This is a genomic window from Pseudomonas sp. G2-4, from assembly GCF_030064125.1.
Classification (GTDB): domain Bacteria; phylum Pseudomonadota; class Gammaproteobacteria; order Pseudomonadales; family Pseudomonadaceae; genus Aquipseudomonas.
This window is the reverse complement of record NZ_CP125957.1, coordinates 3,615,755-3,640,071: the sequence shown is the minus strand read 5'-3', so window position 1 is coordinate 3,640,071 and position 24,317 is coordinate 3,615,755. Positions and strand designations below refer to the sequence as shown.

Below are 24,317 nucleotides of genomic sequence, written 5' to 3'. Positions count from 1 at the left end.
AGCGGGACCAAGCTCCCTCGTCACATTCATCAGCCTCGCGAATGTCTTCTGATTCACCCCTGGTCATTACCCCCCTGGTTAACAAAAGATAACGCGGCGTCGATTGTCAGACCTTTCGAAAGCCCGATAGGATAGGTCAGCTTCCGAAGTGGCTCTAGATTGCAGGTTTCAGGACTATGCTCCGAAGACCGGCAACGTGGATGAGCCCGCTTGTGGTGCCCTGAAGGGTTGAATGACCTAACAATAATAATGGGGGAAAGGTCTATGAGTGAGCCTGTCATGGCTGTGGGTCGCTGCTGTCCGCCGATGTTGCGCAAAGTCGCGTTGTTGGCTGCGGTGGTCTCGCTGCTGGGCTCTGCCGTGTTGTCGGCGCCGGTGATGGCCGTGGCGGCGTCGACGTCCGATGTCATCTACTCCGTCCAATCGGCCAAGGCCAGCAAAACCCTGATGCTCGATGTGGTCCACGCTGGCCAGCGCCTGGTGGCGGTCGGCGATCGTGGGCACATTGTCTTTTCGGACGACCAGGGCAGCTCCTGGACCCAAGCCAAGGTGCCGAGCCGGCAACTGCTCACTGCGGTGTTTTTCGTCGACGACAAACACGGCTGGGCCGTGGGGCACGATGCGCAGATCCTTGCCAGCGACGACGGTGGCAGCACCTGGACCAAGCAATTCGAAGACCTTGCCCGTGAATCGCCACTGCTGGACGTCTGGTTCAAGGACGCCAATAACGGTTTTGCCGTGGGCGCCTACGGTGCGTTGTTGGCAACCACCGACGCCGGCAAGCACTGGGAAGACGTCAGCGACCGCCTCGACAACGAAGACCAGTTTCACCTCAACGCGATCACCGCTGTGAAAGACGCCGGGCTGTTCATCGTCGGCGAGGCCGGCAGCATGTTCCGCTCCAGCGATGGCGGCGAGACTTGGGAAAAGCTTGAAGGCCCGTATGAAGGCTCGCTGTTCGGGGTTATCGGGACGGCCCAGCCTTCGACGCTGCTGGCCTACGGTTTGCGCGGCAATCTCTATCGCTCCACCGATTTCGGCGATACCTGGGAGCAGGTCGAGCTCAAGGCCACCCGGGGTGCGCTGGAGTTCGGCCTGTCAGGGGCCACCTTGTTGCCGGATGGTTCCATCGTGATCGTCGGCAATGGCGGCAGCGTGGTGCGCAGTACCGACGACGGCGTGACCTTCAGCGTGTTCAACCGCCCGGATCGGATTTCCGTGGCAGCGGTCACGGCCGCCGGCAACGGCAACTTGATCCTGGCGGGGCAAGGGGGCGTGCGCGCCACCACCTCCACCGGCGCCGAACTGAGCAAATGAGTCAGGCCTATAAGACGGGCATAAAAACAAGAAGGCGGACCCCATGAGCAGTCATCACCAAGACAAGGCGACGTTCCTCGAGCGCCTGATTTTCAACAACCGCCCGGCAGTGATCGTCATTTGCCTGCTGGTCAGCGTTTTCCTGTTCTGGCAGGCCACGCTGATCCGGCCGTCCACCAGTTTCGAAAAAATGATCCCCCTCGAGCACCCCTTCATCCAGAAGATGCTCGAACACCGCAATGACTTGGCGAACCTGGGCAACACGGTGCGGATTTCCGTGGAGGCCACCAATGGCGATATCTTCTCCAAGGAGTACATGGAGACCCTGCGCCAGATCCACGACGAAGTCTTCTACATCTCCGGCGTCGACCGTTCCGGGCTCAAGTCGCTGTGGAGCCCGAGCGTGCGCTGGACCGAAGTGACGGAGGAGGGCTTCGCCGGTGGCGAGGTGATCCCCCAGAGCTACAACGGCTCGGCCGACAGCCTCGATCTGCTGCGCAACAACGTACTCAAGTCTGGACAGGTCGGGCGTTTGGTGGCGAACGATTTCAAGTCGAGCATCGTCGACATTCCGCTGTTGGAGTCCTATCCGGACCCCCAGGACCAGGGCAAGTTGCTCGCCCTGGACTACCAGAAGTTCTCCCACGAGCTTGAAGACAAGATCCGCAACAAGTTCGAAGCCCAGAACCCCAACGTGCAGATCCACATCGTCGGCTTCGCCAAGAAGGTCGGTGACCTGATCGATGGCCTGGTCATGGTGGTGCTGTTCTTCGGCGTGGCCTTCGTCATCACGCTGATCCTGCTGTACTGGTTCACGAACTGCATGCGCAGCACCATCGCCGTGTTGACGACCACCCTGGTGGCCGTGGTCTGGCAACTGGGGCTGATGCATGCGGCCGGTTTCGGTCTGGATCCGTACTCGATGCTGGTGCCGTTCCTGATCTTTGCCATCGGCATTTCCCATGGCGTGCAGAAAATCAACGGCATCGCCTTGCAGTCCAGCGAGGCGGACAACGCCCTGACGGCGGCACGGCGCACTTTCCGGCAGTTGTTCCTGCCGGGGATGATCGCGATCCTGGCGGACGCCGTGGGCTTCATCACCTTGCTGATCATCGACATCGGCGTGATCCGCGAACTGGCCATCGGCGCGTCCATCGGCGTGGCGGTGATCGTGTTTACCAACCTGATCCTGCTGCCGGTAGCGATCTCCTACGCCGGCATCAGCAAGCGTGCCATCGAGCGCAGCAAGAAAGACGCGACCCGTGAACATCCGTTCTGGCGCACGCTGTCGAATTTCGCCAGCGCCAAAGTCGCGCCGGTGTCCATTGCCCTGGCCCTGATCGCCTTCGGCGGCGGCCTCTGGTACAGCCAGAACCTGAAGATCGGCGATTTGGATCAGGGTGCGCCGGAACTGCGTCCGGACTCGCGCTACAACCAGGACAACAACTTCATCATCAGCAACTATTCCACCAGCTCCGATGTGCTGGTGGTGATGGTCAAGACCAAGACCGAAGGCTGCTCGCGTTATGAAGCCATGGCACCCATTGATGAATTGATGTGGAAGATGCAGAACACCGAGGGCGTGCAGTCGGCGATTTCCCTGGTGACCGTATCCAAGCAGATGATCAAGGGCATGAACGAGGGCAACCTGAAATGGGAAACCCTGTCGCGCAACCCTGACGTGCTGAACAACTCCATTGCCCGGGCCGATGGCCTGTACAACAACAGCTGCTCCCTGGCACCGGTGCTGGTGTTCCTCAATGACCACAAGGCGGAGACCCTGGACCGTGCGGTGAAGGCGGTGCAGGACTTTGCCAAGGAAAATAACCGCGATGGCTTGGAATTCATCCTTGCCGCCGGTAACGCCGGCATCGAGGCGGCCACCAACGAAGTGATCAAGGAGTCGGAGCTGACCATCCTGATCCTGGTGTACATCTGCGTGGCGACCATGTGCATGATCACCTTCCGTTCCTGGGCGGCGACGTTGTGCATCGTGCTGCCGCTAGTGCTGACCTCGGTGCTGGGCAACGCCCTGATGGCGTTCATGGGCATTGGCGTGAAGGTCGCGACCTTGCCGGTGGTGGCGCTGGGTGTCGGGATTGGCGTGGACTACGGCATCTACATCTACAGTCGCCTGGAAAGCTTCCTGCGGGCCGGATTGCCATTGCAGGAGGCGTATTACCAGACACTGAAGTCCACCGGCAAGGCCGTGCTGTTCACTGGCCTGTGCCTGGCCATCGGTGTCTGCACCTGGATCTTCTCGGCCATCAAGTTCCAGGCGGACATGGGGTTGATGCTGACGTTCATGTTGCTGTGGAACATGTTCGGCGCGCTCTGGCTGCTGCCGGCGCTGGCACGCTTCCTGATCAAGCCTGAGAAAATGGCGGGGAAGAAGGGCAATTCGTTGTTTGCGCACTGACTGCTGCTGAATGGCAACGCTGCAGCTCAAGCAGCTTGGAATGACCCGTGGCGAGGGAGCTTGCTCCCGCTGGGCTGCGCAGCCGCCCCAGAACCAGGCACCTCGGTATAACTGGCTGATCGTATCCAACCTTTTGGGGCTGCTACGCAGCCCAGCGGGGCGGTGCGACGTTTCGCTAAATCCCCTCACCACAAAAAGCGGCCAACCCGGATTTATGTGGCGAGGGAGCTTGCTCCCGCTGGGCTGCGCAGCAGCCCCCAAGCCAGGCACCTCGGTGTAACTGGCTGATCGCATCCAATCTTTTTGGGGCTGCTGCGCAGCCCAGCGGGAGCAAGCTCCCTCGCCACGGGTGGCGCTGTTCTAGGTAATCAAGGCGCCAACGGCAAGAACTTGCTTTGTGCCAGCGGCCTGCCGATCTGTCCTCGATGCACATTCACCACTGCGTAAGGGCTTTTAGCCTTGGCCAGCATTGAATGGTAGTGCTCCTTGCGCTGTTCCTTGGTTTTCAAGTGCGCGACGCTAAAGTCAGCTTTTGGCGTGTCCGCCGCTTCGTAATGGAAGTGCGCGTACCAGAGGGGCCAACCGTCCCGGTCATTGATGGCGTACTCCTGGAGGAAATCCTTGCGCTCGCCTTTCAAGGCTTTGCGTTCGCCGAGCATTGCGACTTGTATCAGGTTCTTCTCGAACAGGTAGCGAAGGTTACTGTCGGTGGGGGGCAGTTGCAGACTCAATTCGGTGCGCAGTTCGCTGCCCCGGGTGGTCAGGCGCGAAACGGCGGTTGACAGCTGTTCGGTCAGCTTCTGATCGGCGGCGGTGCGCGGAGTATTCGACGCCGTGAAGGCTCTTTCGAGTTCTTCGGAGAGTTTGCGATAGCGACTGGCCTCATTGCCCATGATTTCCTCGATTTCCTGAGGGAAGCGGCATTGGGTTTTATAGCGCTCGGCGTTCAACAGACTGGTTTCCAATTGATCGAGCAGTTTCCGTGCATCGGCCTTGATCGCTTTGACCGACCTTGTGCGAGGCGCTGGGGCCGGTCGTTGTACTTCGACGACGTCCCAGACTTCGTCATGTTGCGAATACGTGGCCAGCAATTTGTCGCCGACTTCGGAGCGCAGTTCGACAACCTCAATTGGCAAGCGGGTGCCGGCCGGTTTCAGGTCACCAATCAGGACGCCACCCTTGCGGGTCTTGATCACCTTTTTCTGCGGGCGTCCGGAAGACGTCTTGCTACGCTTTGGCGGGCGTTTGCGCGGTTGCGGTTCCGGTTTGAGTTCGGTGGCGAGTTTCCTGGAGGCGTCCTCATACAGACTTTCCACCAGCCTGAACAACCTGCCGAAGTAAGAGGTGTCAATGTCGCTGGCATTGAAGGCCTTGATGCCCTGCATGGCATCGAGCGCCGCGCCATAGTGTTCGGTCAGGCTTTCCAGGACCGCAAGCCGTTCCGGTGGGGTCAGTTCGTAGGTACCCAGGTCGGATTGGGAGCGCGCCTGTTCCATCAATGACTTGGTGATGCTGTGCAGGTTCTCGGGAAGGTCGGAATCGCGATCCTTGAACACCAGCGCCGCCAGTGTGGGCAGTTGCAGGGTCTTGGTGGCCAGTGCCGTTCTTTCGTCCAATGGCCGGTCCTTGGTCAGACGCTCGAACACCTGCGCGCCTGCGGCATCCAGGTTCAATAGCGCGTCCAGGTAACGGTCCCTGAGTTCCAGCCAGTGGATCGAGCGATCGTTGATGTCACTCAATGCATCGAGGTACTTGAAGTAGCCTTGGACATTCTGCGCGACAGCCGCCTGCAACTCCTCTGCATCTTGGGTGAATTGGCTGTAAGCGGCATCCAGCGCCGTCAGGTCAAACTCGGAGATCAGGAAAGCCTTTCGGGCGTTGTTGACCACGTTCTCCATCAAAGCGCGAATGATCTGCGGCGGTAATGTCATGTCCAGGCGGGCATATTCGGTGACGTTGTCCAGCAACTTTAAATAACTGTCAGTCTGTTCCTGGAGCAGCTTATAAAACTGTGCGCGCTTGACCGCCCGTTGCTCCTCGGTAAATGCGCCTTCCTGGGTTCTGCTCATGACTTCCTGGGCGATGTCCAGGGCTTTTTGCTGGCTGGCTTCCTGTGCATGGTAGTTTCTCAATGCCTCGCTCAGTTCGAACCCTCGTTGAGCCCTGTGGCGGCGCATTTCCTTCAAGCGTTTAGGTGGCATACCTCCGCGCAGCCGCAGGCGCAGGTCGATGGACCAGTTGCCTTCAGTGTCCGCTTGCAACACCGGGCCATTGCGCGCCGGATCACGGGGGGCGAGGGGGTCGATCATCGTCGCGCTGCCGTCCGCTTCCGGGCTGACTCGATACAGCTTGTCCTCCACCAGGGCGTGCCACTTGTTATCGATGACATACAAGCCGGTGTACGGGCCATAGGTGACCGGCCCAGGAAGCCTTGCCGGGCGAGGCACCTGCAAGTTCCTGAGACGGGCGCGCTGCTGTGCCGTCAGGTTGTGACGGGCGCTGGCGAAACTGAAATCCAGGTTCATATCGGCGGCTTTCGAGGGTTCCCCGGGTAGGCCAACGGCCCCCTCCAGAATGACGGGCGGACCCAGCAAGGGCCACCGCTCAGGGACGGCGCGCGGCGCCGGTGGACGCATCGCCTGCTCCTTGAGGGCTTCGGGCAGGGGGTGCGCCAAGGCTGCGCGGGTAGATGGCAGCTGGCCCGCCAGCATGGCGAGGTTGAGCAGTAGATCGACTGCGGCGAGTTCGCGTGTCACCGCGTCTTCGCTGCTCAGGGCCGGAATATCGTGGCTGGCGCTGGCCATCAGGCTCCACAGCCAGACGGCGGCCATAGCCGGCCCGCGCAACAGGGGCATCAGCAGCGTGTTGAACAACAGGCTGGAACCTTGGAGCAAAACGGCCCAGCGACTTTCGCTGTTGGAAACCGACGCCCGGTCGGCCTGGCTGACCAGGGCTCGGGCGTTGCTGCCGTAGAGGTATTGCATCAGCTCGCCGTTGCGCAGGAATTGCTGCAACTCGTCGTCGACGCTGTCGAGGGCGAGTGTCGCCGGGGCGGGTTTGGCTGGAGCGCTGAACTCGTCGCCCTGGAAAAAACGCACGATGTGAGGTTCCAGGAAACCGCCATTGGCATAGATCGGGCGCGCGGCAGCCGGCATCCAGGTCAGGATGCTGTTCTGCAGATCTCCGGGGGTGACGATGGCTTGCAGCAGCGCCTCGCGCGTGGGGAATTCTTGCAGCGACGGCGCGTAGAGGGGGCGATACAGCAGGTGCGGGCCGGTTCGGCTGTCCTGCGGCTCGATGATGAACATGTTGGTCACGGTGTCGGGACGGGCCTCGGGTTTGCGCAGCAGAGCCAGGTGCCGAATGACCACCTGCCGGTCGCGAACCCGTTGATTGTCGGGATCGGGCTTGAGCAGGGCCTCAATCAAGCGCAGGCCTGGGCGGGTCACGCCGTTTTCGTTGTTGAGCATCTGCTTCAGCGCTTCCAGCGGCAGTTGCGCCGGGATCTGTTCGGCGAACATCCGTTCACGTTCCCGGGCTTGGGGCCCATCGTCCAACAGGTGTTGCTGCAGATAACGGGGGTAGGTCGTGCCTATGTCGACCTGTTCGATCAACCCGCCCTTGCGAGTGATGAAGTCCGGCGTCAGCCACGCGGGAAGCTTCAGGCCCAGGCGATGGGCGAGCGTCAGGTTACCGCTGGGGCGGGCAACGAGGTTGTTGATGGCCAGTTCGGTCAGGCTCATCGTTGTTTGTTCGATGATCCCGGTGGTCCCGGGGTAACCGGCGGCCACGGCGAACGTCAGTTGCACATCGTCGGGCTGGTAATGGCTGGCGTTGACCCTGGCCGGCTGGCTGGCGTTGGTTTGCTGCAATTGCTGGAGCAGGGCGTCGGCGGCAAAGGCCTTGATGTCCTTGATGTCGCTGAGATAGGTCCGGCCCTGATTGCGTTTCTTGGCGCTGGCGAGGGCCAGGCTGTAGTGCTGGAAGGTCGTTTGATCGACGATGGAGGCCTTTTTCAACCAGTCGGGCAGCAGCGGTTCGAGTCGCGCCGAGGTTTCAGGGGTGAGGCGAGGGCCGTCCAGCAGATAACGGGCCGGGTCGCTCAGTTCTTCGTAAAGTGACTTCAGGTCTTGCAGGCCGATCCGGGAGGGCAGTTGCACGGCCTTCAGGTCGGCCAATTGCTGCTCCAGTATCAGGGCTGCCTGGGTGTCGAAGACGTTGCCATCGATCTCATTGCGCTGGCAGGTGACGGTGTCGGTGGCGTAGCGGCTGGCAATCCGTTCGCCCCAATGACGTGTAAACGCCTCCAGGGATGCAAAGGGCTGCACGGTGCCGGCGGGGCCGCAAAGCAGGTAGGCGGTGGCGTCTTTTGTGGCATGGGTCAGGAGGATCTCGCTGGCGATCAGCACGGTGCTCGAGCTGCCTTGGGTCAGCCTGGTCTCCAGGCTATAGGCATGGACGGGCGACTGGTTTTTACTGCGAAAACGCTGGTCACGGTCCGGCCAGCGGACGATCTGGTCCAGGGCCTCGCGCGCCCCATCGGTGAGGTCTGGCTGTTGCAGCCCACGGGCTTGCAATTGGTTCTTGAGCACATCGCTGAGCCAGCGCCAGCGACTCACACCGCTTGGCTTTTCGGCTTGAGTGCCGGGGTCGACTTCGCTGTTCCAGTAGCGGGTCAGCGCATCCTCCAGGCCAATGGGCACGCTCCAGCGCAGTTCAAACAGGCATTTTTCAATGACCTTCATGTCCAGCCTGCCTTCGGCTGACCTGAGGGGGTGGGGCATTTTTTCGGAAAGAAAGCAGGAGAGCCCGCCCGCATCCCGGAAATCCACAGTTGTGCCCAGAGCCAGGTAGTCGAGGACGCGGGACATGAAGGGTTGGACTCTCCAGGCACGAGTGGCGACGTCTGGAGTCGCCAATTGGATCTTGGAGAGATCAAAGGTCAGCGTGGGGTACTGTTCCTGGATGGCTTGTTCAAGCATGCGTTGCGCGAACTGCTCAAAGGTCGGGCGACTGGAAAATTGCAAACTGACGTTCTGTGCAAGCGCAGAAGGGCTGTCAGCCGGAGAGGGCGAGGTCATGAGAAATCCTTTTCATGGGGTCGTTGGAAATGACGCCGGAAAAGTATCGACCTCTGGGCTTGTGCGGGCGGTATATAGATACCGCCACGGCGGCTGAAGTGTGAGCCTGGCCCCGGATGGGCCGGGCTAGCGATCAGGAAGGATCGGCGCCCAACACCACGTTCAGCGCACTGCGGGCATCGTCCAGTTGCACCAGGGTGGCATGGCGTGCACCGAGGGCATCGCGGTTCTCGATGGCGGTGAGGATCGCCTTGTGCCGTGGCATCGCCAGTTCATGCAGGTTGGGCCGCTGGTTGGAATGCTTGAGCGCTTCGGCGATGGCGACCGACAACATGTTGGACAGGTTGGCGAGCAGGTCGTTGTGGGTGGCGTCGGCGATTCGGCTGTGGAAGTCCAGGTCCGGTTGCAGCACGGCCTCAGGGGTCGGTGCCGCTTCCATGCGTTGGTAGGCTTCGCGGATGGCGGCGATGTCGGTCTCGTCGGCGAACTGGGCGGCGAGGGCTGCGGCGGCCGGCTCGATAATGCTGCGCACGCTGGTCAGCAGATTGAAGAACTCGTTCTGCGGGCTGCTCTGCATCAGCCAATGCAGGACATCCGGGTCGAGCATGTGCCATTCCCGACGGGCCTTGACCACCGTACCCACGCGCGGCCGCGAATACACCAGACCCTTGGCCACCAGCACGCGCGTGGCTTCGCGCAGCACCGGACGGCTGACGGCGTATTCCTCGCACAACAAGGCTTCAGCGGGCAGTTTATCGTCCGGCTTGAAACGCCCTGAGACGATCTGCATGCCCAATTCCTGGACGATGCGCGCGTGCATGCTCTTGCGGTCGGAGGGTTTACGGTAATCCATGGGATGCGGCGCGATCCTGTGCGAGGGGGTGCTGCGCATGATAGCAGGCGCGGCGGATATTCATCAGGCCAAACCCTTGGGCCTGGTGACCTTGTGGCGAGGGAGCTTGCTCCCGCTCGGTTGCGCAGCGACCGCCGAGGGGCCTGCTTCGCAGTCCAGCGGGAGCAAGCTCCCTCGCCACAGTCGGTGTGATAGCTAACTTTGGATGTTGTCTGTTACACCGCTATCGCGAGCAAGCTCAGCTCCCACAAAAGCTCGCTCCCACAGGGGATGGAGGGGCTTAGTGAGAGTGACGCGGCACCTCGGCCCCGCGGCAACCGACCAGGAAATCGAAGTCACAGCCCTGGTCTGCCTGCAGCACATGGTCGATGTACAACTGACGGTAGCCGCCCACCAGCAGTTGCTGCGGGGGGACGATGTCGGCCAGGCGGGCGGCGAGTTCGGCGTCCGGGATGTCCAGGTGCAGGCGACCGCTGGCGCAATCGAGCTCGATCCAGTCTCCTTCCTTCACCGCGGCCAGAGGCCCGCCGGCGGCGGCTTCCGGCGCCACGTGCAGGACCACGGTGCCGTAGGCGGTGCCGCTCATGCGCGCATCGGAAATCCGCACCATGTCGGTCACGCCCTGGGCCAGCAGCTTGGCCGGCAAGCCCATGTTGCCGACTTCGGCCATGCCTGGGTAACCCTTGGGCCCGCAGTTCTTCATCACCAGGATCGAGTTGGCGTCCACATCCAGTTCCGGATCGTTGATGCGGGCCTTGTACATGTCGAAGTTCTCGAACACCACCGCGCGCCCGCGATGCTGCATCAGTTCTGCGGTGGCGGCGGAAGGCTTGAGCACCGCGCCCAGTGGCGCCAGGTTGCCGCGCAGTACGCAGATACCGCCGTCGGCGCGGATCGGATTGTCCAGGGTGCGGATGACTTCGTCCTGGCCGTAGATCGGTGCGTCCTTGGTGTTCTCGCCGATGCTCTTGCCGTTAACCGTCAGGGCATTCGGGTGAGGGATCAGGTTGGCTTCGCCGAGACGCCGCAGTACGGCGGGCAGGCCGCCGGCATAGTAGAACTCTTCCATCAGGAAGCGCCCGGACGGTTGCAGGTCGACGATGGTCGGCATGCCGCGACCGATACGGGTCCAGTCGTCCAGGTCCAGTTGCACGCCGATGCGTCCGGCGATGGCCTTGAGGTGGATCACCGCGTTGGTCGAGCCGCCGATGGCCGCGTTGACCCGGATGGCGTTTTCGAACGCTTCCTTGGTGAGGATCTTCGACAGCTTGAGGTCATCGCGGACCATCTCGACGGCGCGCATGCCGGACATATGGGCCAGCACATAGCGGCGAGCATCCACCGCCGGAATGGCGGCGTTGTGCGGCAGGGAGGTGCCGAGGGCTTCGGCCATGCAGGCCATGGTCGAGGCGGTGCCCATGGTGTTGCAGGTGCCGGCCGAGCGGGACATGCCGCCCTCGGCCGCGAGGAAGTCGTCAATGGTGATGGTGCCGGCCTTGACCTGCTCGCTCAATTGCCAGACCACTGTACCCGAGCCGATGTCCTGGCCTTTGTGCTTACCGTTGAGCATCGGCCCGCCGGTGACGACGATGGCCGGCACGTCGCAACTGGCGGCGCCCATCAGCAGGGCGGGGGTGGTCTTGTCGCAACCGGTGAGCAGCACCACGCCGTCAATCGGGTTGCCGCGAATTGCCTCCTCCACGTCCATGCTCGCCAGGTTGCGGGTCAGCATGGCGGTGGGGCGCAGGTTCGATTCGCCGTTGGAGAACACCGGGAATTCCACCGGGAAGCCCCCGGCCTCGATCACGCCGCGCTTGACGTGTTCGGCGATCTGCCGGAAATGCGCGTTGCACGGCGTCAGCTCCGACCAGGTGTTGCAGATGCCGATGATCGGCTTGCCGTGGAACTGATGGTCGGCGATGCCCTGATTTTTCATCCAGCTGCGGTACATGAAGCCGTTTTTGTCGGCGGTGCCAAACCATTGGGCCGAGCGCAGGGAGGGTTTCTTATCAGACATGATCGATTCTCTTATTGTATGACTATATTGTTCTGGCGTGAGCGTAACATAAGCGCAATTTACGCCGTTTGGAAGTGTTGTTGGGTAAATAGTATTACTATATAGTCCGATTCAACGGAGGGATTGTCCTGGCTGTCATTGGCGAGAGAAATCCCCCGAGGTTCTATAACAACAACAATCGGAGACCGGTCCCATGAGCCAGGAATTGCGGCTTATTCGTCGCATCACGCTGAAACTGATTCCTTTCCTGATCCTGCTATACCTGATTGCCTATGTGGACCGCTCTGCCGTGGGTTTCGCCAAGCTGCACATGGGGGCCGACCTTGGCATCGGTGATGCCGCCTACGGCTTGGGCGCAGGTCTGTTTTTCATTGGTTATTTCCTGCTGGAGATCCCCAGCAACTTGATGTTGGAACGCTACGGCGCCCGGCGCTGGTTCGCCCGGATCATGATCACCTGGGGCGCCATCACCATCGGTATGGCCTTCGTGCAGGGTCCTCACAGTTTCTATGTCATGCGCTTTTTGCTCGGCGCGGCCGAGGCCGGTTTTTTCCCTGGTGTGCTGTACTACATCACCCAGTGGTTCCCGGTACGCCATCGCGGCAAGATCCTCGGCCTGTTCATTCTTTCCCAACCGATCGCCATGATGATCACCGGCCCGGTGTCCGGCGGCTTGTTGGGCATGGACGGCGTGCTGGGCCTGCACGGCTGGCAATGGTTGTTCATCGTCATCGGCCTGCCGGCGGTACTGTTGACCTGGCCGGTGCTGCGTTACCTGCCCGATGGCCCACAACAGGTCAAGTGGATGGACCAGGCCGAGAAGGACTGGCTGACCGGTGAGCTGAAAAAGGATTTGCAGGAATACGGCCAGACCCGCCACGGCAATCCGCTGCATGCCCTGAAGGACAAACGCGTCCTGCTGCTGGCGCTGTTCTACCTGCCTGTCACTTTGAGTATCTACGGCCTGGGCCTATGGTTGCCGACGCTGATCAAACAGTTCGGTGGCAGCGACCTGGTGACCGGTTTCGTGTCGTCGGTGCCGTACATCTTCGGCATCATCGGTTTGTTGATCATTCCTCGCAGCTCCGATCGCTTGAATGATCGTTACGGTCATCTGGCCGTGCTTTATGTATTGGGTGCCATTGGCCTGTTCCTCAGTGCCTGGCTGTCGGTGCCGGTGTTGCAACTGGCGGCGCTGTGCCTGGTGGCGTTCGCATTGTTTTCCTGCACGGCGGTGTTCTGGACCTTACCGGGGCGTTTCTTTGCCGGCGCCAGTGCGGCGGCGGGTATTGCGCTGATCAACTCGGTGGGCAACCTGGGTGGCTACATCGGGCCGTTCGTGATCGGTGCGTTGAAGGAGTACACCGGCAATCTGGCCTCGGGGCTGTATTTCCTGTCCTGCGTGATGGTGTTTGGCTTGGTGTTGACTGGCGTGGTGTATCGGTTGCTGGAGCGCAAGCATGTGCTGCCGGCGGATCAATTCGCGGCCAGCGCCCGGGGGGCGACGCGTACCTGAGGTCACGGCGAGCGCGCTCTTGTGGCGAGGGAGCTTGCTCCCGCTGGGGTGCGAAGCGCCCCCCAATATCAGGCGCCGAGTTTATTCAGGCAAAACACAATCGCCTGGTTTGCGACTGCTGCGCAGTCGAGCGGGAGCAAGCTCCCTCGCCACAAGAGCTTGCAAGAGGGCCCCACAGTTCACTGCATATTCATGTTTTGTTTCACAGGAGAAAATCCATGCGTTTAGTTCAGTTCGAATTGCCTAACGGCGAACGCCGCGTCGGTGTGGTTGACGGCGACCAGGTGCGGGAAGTGCAGGGTGCCGGTAGCGTGCGCGACTTGGCGCTGGCGGCCATCGAGGCGGGCGTGAAGCTTGAAGAGCAGGTCAACAGCCTGGGCCTGGGCGCCGGCCATGACTACGCCCGGTTGCTCAGTGAGCTGCGCATCCTGCCCCCGCTGGACCACCCGGACCCGGCGCACCTGTTGGTCAGCGGCACCGGCCTGACCCACTTGGGCAGCGCCTCGGCCCGGGACAAGATGCACCAGCAGGCAGGCGACGAAAGCGCCATGACCGACACCATGCGCATCTTCAAATGGGGCGTGGAGGGCGGTAAGCCCCAGTCCGGGCAGGCCGGCGTGCAACCGGAATGGTTCTACAAGGGTGACGGTAGCATCGTGGTCCGTCCGGGCCATCCATTCCCGCTGCCGCCCTTTGCCGAAGACGCCGGCGAAGAGCCGGAAATCAGCGGCCTGTATGTCATCGGCCACGACGGCAAGCCCTATCGCCTGGGCTTTGCGGTAGGCAACGAATTTTCCGACCACGTGATGGAGCGCAAGAATTACCTGTACCTGGCCCACTCGAAATTGCGCAGCTGCAGTTTTGGTCCGGAACTTCGCGTGGGTGAACTGCCTCAACATCTTTCCGGGACCAGTCGTATCCTGCGCAACGGCGAAGTGCTGTGGCAGAACGAATTCCTCAGCGGCGAGGCGAACATGTGCCACAGCCTCGAAAACCTGGAGTTCCATCACTTCAAGTACAGTCAGTTCCTGCGCCCGGGGGACGTGCACGTTCACTTCTTCGGCACCGCGACCCTGTCGTTCGCCGACGGCGTCCGCACCCAACCGGGGGATGTGTTCGAAATCAGCCAGGCTGAATTCGGCGCACCGCTGGTCAACGGCATTGCTCCGGTAGACGCGGTGTTCAACCCGGGTACTATCGGCACACTTTAAAAGGAGACTTGCGATGAACCAGATCCTTGGCCACAACTACATCGGTGGCGCACGCAGCGCGGCCGGCCAGACCCGCCTGCAGAGCGTCGACGCCAGCACGGGCGAAGCCTTGCCCCATGACTTCATCCAGGCCACGGCGGAAGAAGTCGACGCCGCCGCCAAGGCCGCAGCTGCGGCTTATCCGGCCTACCGGAGCCTGAGCGCGGTGCGCCGGGCCGAGTTCCTCGAGGCCATTGCCGATGAACTGGATGCCCTGGGCGATGAGTTCGTGGCCGTGGTCTGTAGTGAAACCGCATTGCCGGCGGCACGGATCCAGGGCGAGCGCGGTCGCACCAGCGGCCAGATGCGCCTGTTCGCCAAGGTGCTGCGTCGTGGCGATTTCTACGGTGCGCGCATTGACCGGGCCTTGCCGGAGCGCACGCCGTTGCCGCGTCCGGACCTGCGCCAGTACCGCATCGGCCTGGGCCCGGTGGCAGTGTTCGGCGCCAGTAACTTTCCCCTGGCGTTTTCCACGGCCGGAGGCGACACCGCGTCGGCCCTGGCCGCCGGTTGCCCGGTGGTGTTCAAGGCCCACAGCGGTCACATGGCGACCGCCGAGCACGTGGCTGATGCGATCATCCGCGCGGCTGAGAAAACCGCGATGCCTGCCGGTGTGTTCAACATGATCTACGGCGGTGGCGTTGGCGAATGGCTGGTCAAGCATCCGGCGATCCAAGCGGTAGGGTTCACCGGTTCCCTCAAGGGCGGGCGCGCCCTGTGCGACATGGCCGCCGCGCGGCCGCAGCCAATCCCGGTGTTCGCCGAAATGTCGAGCATCAATCCGGTGATCGTATTGCCGCAAGCGTTGGAGGCCCGCGCTGAAGGTGTCGCGCGCGACTTGACTGCCTCGGTGGTGCAAGGCTGCGGTCAGTTCTGCACCAATCCTGGCCTGGTGATCGGCATTCGTTCGCCGCAATTTACCGCCTTCACCCAGCAAGTGGCCGCGCTGATCGGCGACCAGTCGCCCCAGACCATGCTCAATGCCGGCACGCTGCAAAGCTACGGCAAGGGCCTGCAGAAGCTTTTGGCTCACCCAGGTATCGAGCATCTGGCCGGGCGCGAGCAGCAGGGCAACCAGGCCCAGCCGCAGTTGTTCAAGGCTGACGCGAGCCTGCTGATCAACGGTGACGAGGCGTTGCAGGAAGAAGTGTTCGGCCCGACCACGGTGTTTGTCGAAGTGGCGGACCAGGCGCAACTCAGCGTCGCGCTGAACGGCCTGCACGGTCAACTGACCGCGACGATGATTGGCGAGCCGGCGGATTTCGAACGGTTCAGCGAATTGACGCCGCTGTTGGAACAGAAGGTTGGCCGCATCCTGCTCAACGGTTATCCGACCGGGGTCGAGGTGTGTGATTCGATGGTCCACGGCGGGCCTTACCCGGCGACGTCCGATGCTCGGGGGACCTCGGTGGGTACCCTGGCGATCGATCGTTTCCTGCGCCCGGTGTGCTTCCAGAACTATCCCGACAGCCTGCTGCCGGAGCCGTTGAAAAACGCTAACCCGCTGGGGATTCAGCGGTTGGTGGATGGCGTGCCGGGGCGCGAGGCGCTCTGAGGGTCGCGGTGGGGCAGTTGCATTGAGGTTTGATGGGCTGCCGCCATCGCGAGCAAGCTCGCTCCCACAATTAGGATTTCAGTGAATACAAATCTCCTGTTCACAAAAGATCCATTGTGGGAGCGAGCTTGCTCGCGATGGCGATTGTCCGGTCAACATCCCTTTTGAAGTGATGGCCCAAGGTCCACTCGCCCATTGGGTTATCATGACAACTTTCCCAACGACCGACTGATCACCATGACTGCCGTAACCGACCCCCTGCTGCAAGCCCTCGACTCCTGCGACATGCTGATTATCGACGGCCTGCACGCATTCAATTTTGAGCTCGACGAGCAGGACCAACTGCACGTTGAGTGCATGAACGGCCGCACCCTCGAGCACTGGCGTTTCACACCGGCGCAAATGCAGGCCGCGACGTTCGACAAAGCCTCGAATCACTGGATCATCACCAGTGACTCCGGCGACCACCATCTGGAATGCGTCGAAGCCACCAGCGGCCACGACGATGAGGACGACGAACATGAAGATGCGTAGTCTCTGGCCATTGTTGATGGCTGGCAGCGTGGGCGCCATGGGTGTCCACGCAGGTACCGATGAACGCCATCAATTGCTGGTGGGTTCCTATACCGCCGGCCAGAGCCAGGGCATCTACCGGTTGCAATTCGACAGCCGCACCGGCCAGCTCGATGCCAATCCGTTGCAAGTGATCAAGACTGACAATCCTTCCTGGCTGACGCTGTCCAGCGACATGACCCGGCTGTTCGTGGTCAACGAAAACGGGCCGGGACAGAAAGACCCGGTGGGCAAGGTCAGCAGCTACGCCATCGACCCGAAAACCCATGAACTGAGCCTGATCAATCAGGTGCAGTCCTTGGGCAACGAGCCAACCCATTCCAGCCTTAGCGGCGATGGCCGACACCTGCTGGTCAGCAACTATTCAGTCATGGAAGACCCGGGCGGCACCCTGGCGGTGTTGCCAGTGGGCGCCGACGGCAAGCTGTCGCCGGTGGTGCAGATGAGCAGCCATCAACCGAGCCGGGTCAATCCCGAGCGGCAGATGTCGGCCCACGTGCACTCGGCAGTGTCTTCGCCCGATGGCAAGTATGTGTTCGCCAATGACCTGGGGGCGGACAAAGTCTTCATCTACCGCTACGACCCCAAGGCCAATCCCGAGCTGCCGTTGACTGCCGCCGATCCGGCCTTTGTGCAATTGCCACCGGGCAGTGGCCCACGGCATTTGCTGTTCAGTGCCGATGGCAAGCATGCCTGGCTGACGATGGAAATGACCGCGCAAGTGGCCGTGTTCGATTACCAGGATGGACACTTGACCCAGCGCCAACTGGTGGACCTGGCGGCTGGCAAACCGCAGACGGGCAGGGCGGCGGCTGCGCTGCACGCGTCCAAGGACGGCAAGTTCCTTTACGTCAGCAATCGCGGCACCACCAACGAACTGCTGGTATTCGCCATCGACCCGGCAGCGGGGACGCTCAAGGAGTTGCAACGGCGCTCCGTAGAAGGCGACCATCCGCGCGAGTTCAGCCTCGACCCGAGCGGTAGATTCCTGCTGATTGCCAACCAGAAGAGCAACCAGATCGTGGTGCTCGAGCGTGATTCCAAGACCGGCCTGCTGGGTAAAACCGTGCAGAAAATGCCCATGGATGCACCGAGCGACTTGAAATTCATGCTGCGTCAATAGACCGCAGGCCTTGTTTTTAAAGGCCTGCGCCGCTGTATCAACGAGACTGATATTCGCTAGTATTACAAAGCATTTCAAGCCAGCACGCCTCGGCGCGTAAGTTTGCTTCACGGCCCAACCGGGCAAGCCAGCCAACTGAATCCGAGGATTACCGCCATGAACTTGAATCTCTTTTCCGTAATCGCCGCTTCCGCTATTTCGGCCACCGTGGCGCTGCCCGCCAGTGCCAGTGTCGAGATCAGCGACAAGAAAAATCGTACCCAGAGCTACACCGAGAAATACCTGCAACAAAGCGCTAACTTCTATGCGGCGCTGGATCACAAGACCCAACACTGAAATCCCGCACGACGGCCGAAGCCTGCGATCTTTTCATCTTCCAGGAGAGAAAAGATCGCAGGCTTCGTCAGTTTTGGAGGATGTTGGGTGATCCTTGTGTTCGAATTTCTGCGATTCGATAAATCCCTGCTGTAATATCATATGGCCATGTGGTTAAATTTGACGCTGACAAATTGACTCCTTTGCGGACAAGGATCGACACCATGGCAATGCGTCTGGCAGTGATGTTGCTGTTTCTCTACTCCACTCCGATTGTTTCAGCCGCCCAGCCGGACTCCGGTGAGTTGGAAGCGGCTCGTGAGCGATTGTTGAGTTTGCTTAGCGACTGATACTCCTGGCTCGCTAGGAGTGCTCTTGTGGCGAGGGAGCTTGCTCCCGCTCGATTGCGCAGCAATCGCAAATTCAGGGGGCCGCTACGCAGCCCAGCGGGGGCAAGCTCCCTCGCCACAAAAGTGTTCTCATCTCAAATGGTTACTTGGCCATAATCGCCACGAACAGCTCGGACTCCAGGAGCCGCTGCAACCACTGTTGCAAATGTGGGTAGGGCGCCTGGGCGAACCACTCGCGGTCGACATGGGCAAACTGCCGCACGAATGGCATCAGCGCCACATCGGCGAGGCTCAGGCGATCCGCCACCAGGAATGGCCGCGCTTGAAGTAACGTTTCCAGCCTGCCCAGGAACACCTCGCCCTCGGCCCGATAATGCTCCATCGGCTGTTCAGGATAGCGCTCGGGGTACTTGTAGCGATTCAGGTGAAGCTTGAACCGATGGTCGTTCTCCTCGATCAACGCCGCCGTCAACGCTTGGCCCACAGAATCATCCAGCAGCCGCCAGTCTTGCGGATCATGCCGGGCCAAGGCCCACGTCATGATTTCCAGGCTTTCATCGATCACCCGGCCCTCAACCTGCAGCACCGGTACCGTACCCTTGCTGGACAACGCGAGCATCTCGGCGGGCTTGGCCTTCAGGCTGACTTCGACAATGTCCAACTCGACAGCGCTGTAGCGCAACGCCATGCGCGCTCGCATCGCGTAGGGACAGCGGCGGAAGGAATAGAGCGTGGCGCGGCTCATTTCACCTCCACAGTGCTCAACCCATTGCCCTGGCGTCGGACCTGGATCTGCACCGGGATCCGCTCGTGCATTTCCTGCACGTGGGAAATCACCGCGACCTTGCGGCCCTGGGCCTGCAACCCGTCGAGGGCGTCCATCGCCAGTTGCAGGGACTCGGGATCAAGGCTGCCAAACCCTTCGTCGATGAACAGCGACTCGATTTTCAGCGTGCTGGACGCCATCGAGGCCAGGCCCAGCGCCAAAGCGAGGGAGACCAGGAAGGTTTCGCCGCCGGACAACGAATGCACCGAGCGCAATTCATCGCCCATCTCCGTGTCCATCACCAGCAGCCCGAGCATGCTGCCGCCGCGCTTGAGCCGGTAGCGACGCACCAACTGGCGCAACTGGACGTTGGCGTGGTGCACCAGCAAGTCGAGGTTGTAGGCCTGGGCCAGTTTGCGGAAACGGTCGCCGGTGGCTGAACCGATCAGCGCATCCAGCCGCGCCCAACGCTGGTATTCGACATAGGCCTGTTCAATCTGCTGGGCCAGGGCCTGGTTAGCGTTCTGCCGGCGCTGGTCCTCGGCCTGTTCGGCGCGCAGCTCGGCACAGCGTTGTTCGCTGGCGGCGAATTGCGTTTGCAGTTCGGTGAGGGCATCGGCCAATTGCTCCGGCAGCAGGTTGCCGTTGTGCTGGGCCTTATGATTTTGCAGACGTTGCTCGCGTTCGGTCAGCAGCACGCGGGCCTGTTCGATGGCTTTTTCGCTGTTGAGCAGGCGCTGGCGCAACTGGTTGACGTGCTGCTCATCCAGGCTGAGCAAGGCTTCAAGCGCAGCATCTCCCAGTTCCGGGTGGGAAGCGCGCCATTGTGCGATGCCAGCAGCCAGCGCCTGGTGCTCTGCGCTCAATGATTGGGCTTGTTCCTGCCTGGCCTTGAGTTCGGCGGCCCGTTGCACCAGGTTGTTACGCAGTTCCTGCAGTTGTTGATTGGCTGTCGCCTCGGCTTGGCGAGCCTGTTCCAGGGCCTGGTCAATTTGTTGCTGCCACTGTTCGGCGCTGGTGTGTGCGCCCAGCCGCTGCGTGAGTGTTTGCTGACAGGCCTGCTGTTGCCCGGTCAGGGCACTGAATTGCTGTCGCGCCGATTCCAATTGCTGAACGCGAGTCTGCTGGCGGTCCTGCTCTTTCTCCAGGGTTTGCTGGCGCTTGAGCTGTTCGCTGAGTTCGTCGCGCTGCTGTTCCACTTGTTCCAGGCGCTGGGCGATCTGTTGGTCAAGCTGCATGAACGTTACGGCGGGCTCGGTGCGTAGGGCCTGCAAGGTATCGGCCGGCAACAGCGCGCTGAAGTGACTCAATTCATCGTCCAGGCGTTGGCGATCTCGGGCCAGTTCCTGCTGCTGGTTGCTCAGCTGCTGTGATGCCTGCTGGCTTGCCGTTTCGGCATCACGCAGTTGCTGGGAGAGGCGCACGGCATCTTGTTGCAGGGTCAGCAGGGCGGTTTGCCGTTGTTCGTCCTGGCTGATGTGCTGGTGCAGTTGGCTGTTCTGCTGGGCCAGCCAGGCATCGCGCTTGCTCGAATCCTGGGCCAGCAGTTGCGCCGACAGTGGGTGAGCTTCAAGGCTGGGGGCCAGACCCTGTTGCTGGCTGGCGAGGTGTTCCTGTTGCTGTTTGAGTTCCTTGAGCTGGGCGATGACACCGCTGTATTGCGCGCGCAGGTCGATGACTTTTTCATTGAGCTGCTCGACCGTTTTGCGGGCGTTGGCCTCTTCGTTTTCATCGTGACGCCCGAGGCTTTGCAGCAGCGCTTCGGGCTGATGATAAGGATGCTCGACACTGCCACACACCGGGCAGGGCTGCTCGTCCTGCAATTGCGCGCGCAGTTGCTCGACGCTTTCGCTGCGGGCCAGGCGCTGGCGTTCCAGCAGTTCACGGGTGACCGTCAGGGTCTGTTCGGCAATCGTCAGTTCGGCCTTCGCTTCACCGCCTTCGCGCACCAGCCGGTCACGTTCCTGCAACGCCATCTGTTGGCGCTGTTCCAGCTCGGCGCCGCGTGTGTCCAGTTCTTGCTGGCTGGCCCAGAGCCGCGTCAGCTCTTCGAAGGCTCGCAGTTGCTTGCGGTTGTCTTGCAGAAGGTTGCCGAGCAGTTGGATCTGTTCGGCCACCGCCGCTGGTTCGGCGCCGGCTTCTTTGTAGAGCACTTCGAGGTCTTGCCGGCGGGTCGCCAGGTCCTCGGCGGCGCGGGCGGCGCTGTGCTCCAACGTGGCGAGTTCGGCCTGGCCCTTGTTCAGGCGATTGCCGATCAGCATCAACTGTTGAAGTCGGTCGCGATAGGCGTTCCAGGCGTCGCTCAGTGGCGCAAGGTGGCTGCTTTGTTCAAGCTCGCCAGCGATGCGCTGCAAGCGCTCGGCCACCTGCTTTTGCTGTTCAAGCAAGCTGTCGATCGTGCGCTGGCCTTCGGTACACGCCTGTTGTGCCTGTTCCTGGCGTTCGGCGCTGAGGCTCGTGTCCTGGGCCAGACGGGCGAGGGTGCTCTGCTCGTCGAAGGCCTGGCGCAGCAACGGCGCAGTGTCGGTGCTTTGCTGCCTGGCGGTGGCCAACGCCTGATGCGCGTTCTCCAGAGCCTTTTCCAGCTCGGCCTGCTGTGCATGCAGGTCGATCTGCTGCTGGGTGAGTTGCTGGATCTGCACCGCCAGGGGCTCGAGCTGCCGGTTCAGCTCCGTCTGGCGAATGAACTGATGCCGCTGGGGCGCCAGTTGTTCCAGGCGAGCCAGTTTCAGGCGCTCATCTGCCAGCACGGTCCAATCGGTTTGGGCCTGTTGCAGTTGCTCGGCGGCGCTGCTCTGTTCGTCCTGCAACTGGCGCAGGTCCTTGAGCCAGATGTGTTGCTGTTCCAGCTGCTTGAGTTGGGCTTGTTGGGCCTTGAGTTGCTGCTGGGCTTCGTTGAAACGCTGGTCCAGCTCGGCCCGGGCCTCGGGGGCCAGCGGGGTGACGCCGGTGGCCTGGTCCTGTAACTGCTTGTGGGTTTCTTTGGCGAGCTTGGCCTTGTCGAAGGCCCGGCGACCGAGGCGGGTGTACAGGGCGGTGTCGGTGAGTTTTTCCAGCAGTTCGCTGCGCTCGTTGTCATCGGCCTTGAGGAACGCACTGAACTCGCTCTGGGCCAGCAGCACGGCCCGAGTGAACTGTTCGAAGTTCAGGCCCAAGGCCGCTTCGAGCTGGGTCTTGTATTCGCCTTTCTGGCTCGCCAGCAGTTGATCGTTGTCCAGGTCCCGCAGGCTCTGGCGACTGGCTTGCAACTTGCCACCGGCCTTTTCCCGGGCACGATTGGCTTCCCAGCGGGCCCGATAGCGGCGTCCGTCGATGCCGCGAAAATCCACTTCGGCATAACCGTCGCCCGTACCCCGGCGCAACAGCGTGCGCGGATCGCCGGTGGCAATGTCGCCGTCGGCGTCCGGCACCTTGGCATCGCGCCCGGTGTTGTTGAGGCGCGGCACGGCACCGAACAGCGCCAGGCACAGGGCGTCGAGCAGCGTACTCTTGCCGGCACCCGTGGGGCCGGTGATGGCGAACAAGCCAGCGCTGGCCAAGGGTTCGGCGGTGAAATCGATTTCGAAAGGGCCGGCCAGGGAGGCGAGGTTCTTGAGGCGGATGGCGAGGATCTTCATGGCTGTTCGCTCTCCATCTGCACGTCTTGCAACAGCACGGCGAAATCCTTGAGGGTCTGTTCGTCCACGTCGTTGCCGTAGGTGTCCTGCCACGCGCGGCTGAACAGTTCCTGGGGGCTGAGTTGGTCCAACTCGATCAGCGCGGCGCCGTCATCGGCGCTGCCGCTGCCACCGTTGCCGGCGTACTCGGCGGCGATCCGCACCAGCCGCACGGCTTTGCCTTGCAGCGCGGTTTCCACCTGATGACGCAGGTCTGGCTGTGGCTCGTCGAGGCGCACCCGCACCTCCAGCCAGGGCTGACGCTGGACATCGGCCAGCAGGTCGATGTCGGGCAGCTCCTTGAGTTGCACCAGGATCTCGGCCAGCGGCGCAGGGCCCAGGCGTTGCAGGTTGACGGCACGGGGAATCAGCCGTGGCTCGACCTTGACCAGGGTTTCGCCGTCCAGGGTGACGTCGAGAATCTGGTGCTGATAGCCAATCTCCGAGAACGACAGTGGAATCGGCGAGCCGCTGTAGCGGATGCGTTCTTCACCGTTGACCTTCTGCGGCTTGTGCAAGTGGCCGAGGGCGACATAGCTGATGCTCGGACCGAACAGGCTGGCGGGCAGCGCTTCGGCGTTGCCGATGATCAGGCTGCGCTCGGAATCCTCGGACACCGAACCGCCGGCCATGTGCGCATGGCTGATGGCGATCAACGCCTGGCCTTTCTTGCGCTTGCCGTTGGCGGCGGCGATCAGCCATTCATGCACTTGGCCGATGCCCCGCAGGTAGTCATCACCCAACTGCGCGCCGGTGACTTCGGCGGGCCGCAGGAACGGCAGGGCCAGGCACCAGGCCTTGACCTTGCCCTTGGCGTCGGGCAACGGCAGCAACAGGCGCTCGACGTCCAATTGGCCGTCGTCCAGCCACAACACCCGGCCCAGGGCATGGGTGCGCAAGCGCCGCATCAGCGGCGCCGGCAGTTCGATGCGCGAGCCGGAATCGTGGTTACCGGCGATCATCACGATGGTCAGGTTGGCGTTTTGTTCATGGGCGCTGACGATGAAGTCGTACAGCCGCTCCTGGGCTTTGACCGGCGGGTTCACGGTGTCGAAGATATCGCCGGCGATCAGCAGCACATCGGGTTTTTCGTTGGTGAGCTGGCGCAGCAGCCAGTCGAGGAAACAGGCGTGTTCGAAGTCGCGTTCCTGGCCGTGGAGGTTTTGGCCCAGATGCCAGTCGGAGGTGTGAAACAGACGCAAGGTGAACTCCAGGAAACAGATGGTGGCCGCGTGAAGAGGGGCGGCTAAAAAAGAAGCAGAGTTTACTGGGAAACGGCGGGGAGGACCTGCTCAACTTCGTTTGACCTCTGTGAACACGACCCTGTGGCGAGGGAGCTTGCTCCCGCTCGATTGCGCAGCAATCGCAAAAAAGGGGCGCGCTGCGCAGCCCAGTGGGATTACATAAGTACGAATAGTTATTATGAGCATGTATGTCGCGTAAGGTCAGTCTGTAGGAGATTCTCGTATCTCTTCGTAAGTTTCTTCTTTTCCGGTTGGCAGGCAGCCGATCAAGGGTGTCGAGCT

The 24,317-nt window shown here is 61.6% G+C and carries 15 protein-coding genes; 9 read left to right on the top strand and 6 right to left on the bottom strand.

Annotation, left to right across the window (positions count from 1 at the left end; translation table 11 throughout):
- The first annotated feature begins 264 nt into the window (after positions 1 to 264).
- Both QNH97_RS15770 and QNH97_RS15765 read left to right on the top strand, forming a co-directional pair.
- Positions 265 to 1,317, top strand: a complete 1,053-nt coding sequence (locus tag QNH97_RS15770; RefSeq protein ID WP_283552839.1) for a WD40/YVTN/BNR-like repeat-containing protein — start codon at positions 265 to 267, stop codon at positions 1,315 to 1,317.
- 43 nt (positions 1,318 to 1,360) lie between these two features.
- Positions 1,361 to 3,736 carry an efflux RND transporter permease subunit gene (locus QNH97_RS15765; RefSeq protein WP_283552838.1) on the top strand — a complete coding sequence of 792 codons (2,376 nt, stop codon included), beginning with the start codon at positions 1,361 to 1,363 and terminating at the stop codon, positions 3,734 to 3,736.
- Between the two features lie 368 nt (positions 3,737 to 4,104).
- On the opposite strand, the gene QNH97_RS15760 is transcribed toward QNH97_RS15765, so the two are convergent.
- From QNH97_RS15760 to QNH97_RS15750, 3 genes are all read right to left on the bottom strand, one after another.
- The gene (locus QNH97_RS15760) at positions 4,105 to 8,817 is read right to left on the bottom strand and encodes a dermonecrotic toxin domain-containing protein (RefSeq protein ID WP_283552837.1); all 4,713 of its coding nucleotides are present in this window, start codon (positions 8,815 to 8,817) and stop codon (positions 4,105 to 4,107) included.
- A 133-nt stretch (positions 8,818 to 8,950) separates the two neighbouring features.
- On the bottom strand, positions 8,951 to 9,670 hold the full coding sequence (locus QNH97_RS15755) for a FadR/GntR family transcriptional regulator (protein WP_283552836.1): 720 nt from the start codon (positions 9,668 to 9,670) through the stop codon (positions 8,951 to 8,953).
- Between the two features lie 280 nt (positions 9,671 to 9,950).
- Positions 9,951 to 11,687 (bottom strand): IlvD/Edd family dehydratase, encoded by a 1,737-nt coding sequence (locus QNH97_RS15750; RefSeq protein ID WP_283552835.1) that lies wholly within the window; start codon positions 11,685 to 11,687, stop codon positions 9,951 to 9,953.
- 193 nt (positions 11,688 to 11,880) lie between these two features.
- Between QNH97_RS15750 and QNH97_RS15745 the strand changes: the two genes are divergently transcribed.
- The 7 genes from QNH97_RS15745 to QNH97_RS15715 all read left to right on the top strand — a co-directional run bounded on the left by QNH97_RS15745 (position 11,881) and on the right by QNH97_RS15715 (position 18,369).
- Positions 11,881 to 13,203, top strand: coding sequence for an MFS transporter (locus tag QNH97_RS15745; protein WP_283552834.1), 1,323 nt, complete (start codon positions 11,881 to 11,883; stop codon positions 13,201 to 13,203).
- Between the two features lie 218 nt (positions 13,204 to 13,421).
- Positions 13,422 to 14,414: an AraD1 family protein gene (gene araD1, locus QNH97_RS15740; RefSeq protein ID WP_283552833.1), complete on the top strand. Its 993-nt coding sequence runs from the start codon at positions 13,422 to 13,424 to the stop codon at positions 14,412 to 14,414.
- A 13-nt stretch (positions 14,415 to 14,427) separates the two neighbouring features.
- Positions 14,428 to 16,008 (top strand): aldehyde dehydrogenase (NADP(+)), encoded by a 1,581-nt coding sequence (locus QNH97_RS15735; protein WP_283552832.1) that lies wholly within the window; start codon positions 14,428 to 14,430, stop codon positions 16,006 to 16,008.
- A gap of 237 nt (positions 16,009 to 16,245) precedes the next feature.
- Positions 16,246 to 16,542: a DUF5629 family protein gene (locus QNH97_RS15730; RefSeq protein WP_283552831.1), complete on the top strand. Its 297-nt coding sequence runs from the start codon at positions 16,246 to 16,248 to the stop codon at positions 16,540 to 16,542.
- Positions 16,529 to 17,704 (top strand): lactonase family protein, encoded by a 1,176-nt coding sequence (locus QNH97_RS15725; protein WP_283552830.1) that lies wholly within the window; start codon positions 16,529 to 16,531, stop codon positions 17,702 to 17,704. Before QNH97_RS15730 ends, QNH97_RS15725 begins: the two co-directional genes overlap by 14 nt.
- A gap of 156 nt (positions 17,705 to 17,860) precedes the next feature.
- Positions 17,861 to 18,040: a hypothetical protein gene (locus tag QNH97_RS15720; RefSeq protein WP_003202673.1), complete on the top strand. Its 180-nt coding sequence runs from the start codon at positions 17,861 to 17,863 to the stop codon at positions 18,038 to 18,040.
- A 203-nt stretch (positions 18,041 to 18,243) separates the two neighbouring features.
- Positions 18,244 to 18,369 carry a hypothetical protein gene (locus QNH97_RS15715; RefSeq protein ID WP_003202672.1) on the top strand — a complete coding sequence of 42 codons (126 nt, stop codon included), beginning with the start codon at positions 18,244 to 18,246 and terminating at the stop codon, positions 18,367 to 18,369.
- A 142-nt stretch (positions 18,370 to 18,511) separates the two neighbouring features.
- On the opposite strand, the gene QNH97_RS15710 is transcribed toward QNH97_RS15715, so the two are convergent.
- The 3 genes from QNH97_RS15710 to QNH97_RS15700 are packed head-to-tail and all read right to left on the bottom strand — an operon-like array spanning position 18,512 to position 23,993.
- Positions 18,512 to 19,114: a glutathione S-transferase gene (locus QNH97_RS15710; protein ID WP_283552829.1), complete on the bottom strand. Its 603-nt coding sequence runs from the start codon at positions 19,112 to 19,114 to the stop codon at positions 18,512 to 18,514.
- On the bottom strand, positions 19,111 to 22,752 hold the full coding sequence (locus tag QNH97_RS15705) for an AAA family ATPase (protein WP_283552828.1): 3,642 nt from the start codon (positions 22,750 to 22,752) through the stop codon (positions 19,111 to 19,113). Before QNH97_RS15705 ends, QNH97_RS15710 begins: the two co-directional genes overlap by 4 nt.
- On the bottom strand, positions 22,749 to 23,993 hold the full coding sequence (locus tag QNH97_RS15700) for an exonuclease SbcCD subunit D C-terminal domain-containing protein (RefSeq protein WP_283552827.1): 1,245 nt from the start codon (positions 23,991 to 23,993) through the stop codon (positions 22,749 to 22,751). Before QNH97_RS15700 ends, QNH97_RS15705 begins: the two co-directional genes overlap by 4 nt.
- Positions 23,994 to 24,317: the final 324 nt, after the last annotated feature.

What these genes read in the sequence shown, in the direction of transcription:
- QNH97_RS15770 (WP_283552839.1), top strand. Translation starts at nt 265, where the DNA reads ATGAGTGAGCCTGTCATGGCTGTGGGTCGCTGCTGTCCGCCGATGTTG.
- QNH97_RS15765 (WP_283552838.1), top strand. Translation starts at nt 1,361, where the DNA reads ATGAGCAGTCATCACCAAGACAAGGCGACGTTCCTCGAGCGCCTGATT.
- QNH97_RS15760 (WP_283552837.1), bottom strand. Translation starts at nt 8,817, where the DNA reads ATGACCTCGCCCTCTCCGGCTGACAGCCCTTCTGCGCTTGCACAGAAC.
- QNH97_RS15755 (WP_283552836.1), bottom strand. Translation starts at nt 9,670, where the DNA reads ATGGATTACCGTAAACCCTCCGACCGCAAGAGCATGCACGCGCGCATC.
- QNH97_RS15750 (WP_283552835.1), bottom strand. Translation starts at nt 11,687, where the DNA reads ATGTCTGATAAGAAACCCTCCCTGCGCTCGGCCCAATGGTTTGGCACC.
- QNH97_RS15745 (WP_283552834.1), top strand. Translation starts at nt 11,881, where the DNA reads ATGAGCCAGGAATTGCGGCTTATTCGTCGCATCACGCTGAAACTGATT.
- araD1 (WP_283552833.1), top strand. Translation starts at nt 13,422, where the DNA reads ATGCGTTTAGTTCAGTTCGAATTGCCTAACGGCGAACGCCGCGTCGGT.
- QNH97_RS15735 (WP_283552832.1), top strand. Translation starts at nt 14,428, where the DNA reads ATGAACCAGATCCTTGGCCACAACTACATCGGTGGCGCACGCAGCGCG.
- QNH97_RS15730 (WP_283552831.1), top strand. Translation starts at nt 16,246, where the DNA reads ATGACTGCCGTAACCGACCCCCTGCTGCAAGCCCTCGACTCCTGCGAC.
- QNH97_RS15725 (WP_283552830.1), top strand. Translation starts at nt 16,529, where the DNA reads ATGAAGATGCGTAGTCTCTGGCCATTGTTGATGGCTGGCAGCGTGGGC.
- QNH97_RS15720 (WP_003202673.1), top strand. Translation starts at nt 17,861, where the DNA reads ATGAACTTGAATCTCTTTTCCGTAATCGCCGCTTCCGCTATTTCGGCC.
- QNH97_RS15715 (WP_003202672.1), top strand. Translation starts at nt 18,244, where the DNA reads ATGGCAATGCGTCTGGCAGTGATGTTGCTGTTTCTCTACTCCACTCCG.
- QNH97_RS15710 (WP_283552829.1), bottom strand. Translation starts at nt 19,114, where the DNA reads ATGAGCCGCGCCACGCTCTATTCCTTCCGCCGCTGTCCCTACGCGATG.
- QNH97_RS15705 (WP_283552828.1), bottom strand. Translation starts at nt 22,752, where the DNA reads ATGAAGATCCTCGCCATCCGCCTCAAGAACCTCGCCTCCCTGGCCGGC.